We start from the raw sequence: 1359 nt of genomic DNA on the forward strand, positions 1-1359 counted from the left end.
CCGACTCCGCCTTTCTGGTTACATACGGAAATCGTTTTACAGTTTGACACTTCTTTTTGCCCTCCTTTCTGAAAATTCATAGCCACCGCATTATGGCTATGTACCTGACCGACTCATTTCCTAATCGGTCATAGCAATATTTGTTCTCAACACCCCTTGCCAAGCAAAATGCTTATGGGAAATCACTAAGGAACAGACTGCTTATCTGTATCATAGGGTTCTAACCTCTGCCGGGTACTCCGCCAGCTCCGTAGAGAAGTATCATTATCATTCTGACTGTCATCGCCATATCAGGGGCAACCTGATACTCATAGCCGGAGTTCTCGCTATTCTGAAATACAGAAATCACGGCGTACCTGCTAAAGTGGCTATCATCAGAAATAAAGTCTTAGTGAATGACTTATTCAATTTTCAAGCGAAAAGGCTTCCGTTTTTGCTATCCGGAATGAACCCCTTCACTCATTTGGACAAAGGGGTATGAAATGCACACCCAAAATCTCCTCTTTTCCAAAAAATTCTTCCAAAAAATTTTTGAAATAAAAAAGCCGCCTGCTCCGGTTAGGAAACAGACGGCAAATCACGTTCTAAATGTATTCAATTTTCAATTTCTTTTTCTTTGCTTCAAGCACTTTACATAGAACATCATCTACTGCGTCGGTGTATCGTCCCTGAGCTGCTAAATTGTTCTTCAATTCAATGAGCAATTGTATCACTCGGCTTCGTTCTTCTTCATTTAAGTATAGATGATAGGTTTTCTCTCTCATTGGCTGTCCCTCCATCTTTCAAATGTATTTTTGATTATCTCCACATCTTCCTCGGTATCAGAAGAAATAAATATATGTACGTTCTGAAAAGCTTTCTTTAAATTATTGGCATAATCCAGTTCTGTGCCTTTCATCGGCAACTTAATCAGCCTTATTCCTCTTTGCTTGCACATATATGCTTTCATTATTTCTATATTCTCGTCAGCACTTTCTGACTCAATAGCCAACTTCTCTGAAGCTATGTATGTTTCAAGCGGAACTCCAAGCAATCGGTCAGAACCAAGTTCTGCTTTCAAGCCTTTCTTATTAGAATAATAGCTGACAGCCAAAGCAGGAAACAATGACAAATACTCCTGCTCACAAATTCGGCAGCCTTTATTCAATATCGTTCTTTCATTTATCTTCATACTCCACGAATGACCGTGCCTGCATTTCCACCACGCTCTCTTTGCCGAAGTTCGTGATACCTCTGTAGGTTTCAGTTTATTCTGTTCATAATCCCATTCGCTAAGAAGCTGACTGTCTGTTGTCGCCAAATCATTATATCCGGCAAGGACTTCTCTCTCCGCACAAAAGGGGCATACCGTACCTTTCA

At 40.5% G+C, this 1359-nt stretch carries 2 protein-coding genes; both read right to left on the reverse strand.

Annotated features, from left to right (window positions below; translation table 11 throughout):
• Positions 1-584: 584 nt before the first annotated feature.
• Positions 585-764, reverse strand: a complete 180-nt coding sequence (locus HMPREF0367_RS05440; protein WP_035402001.1) for a hypothetical protein — start codon at positions 762-764, stop codon at positions 585-587.
• A partial coding sequence (locus HMPREF0367_RS05445; protein ID WP_035402004.1) for a zinc-ribbon domain-containing protein occupies positions 761-1359 on the reverse strand: 599 nt, incomplete at its 5' end. The genes HMPREF0367_RS05445 and HMPREF0367_RS05440, both read right to left, overlap by 4 nt.

Source organism: Faecalitalea cylindroides ATCC 27803 (assembly GCF_000469305.1).
GTDB lineage: Bacteria > Bacillota_I > Bacilli_A > Erysipelotrichales > Erysipelotrichaceae > Faecalitalea > Faecalitalea cylindroides.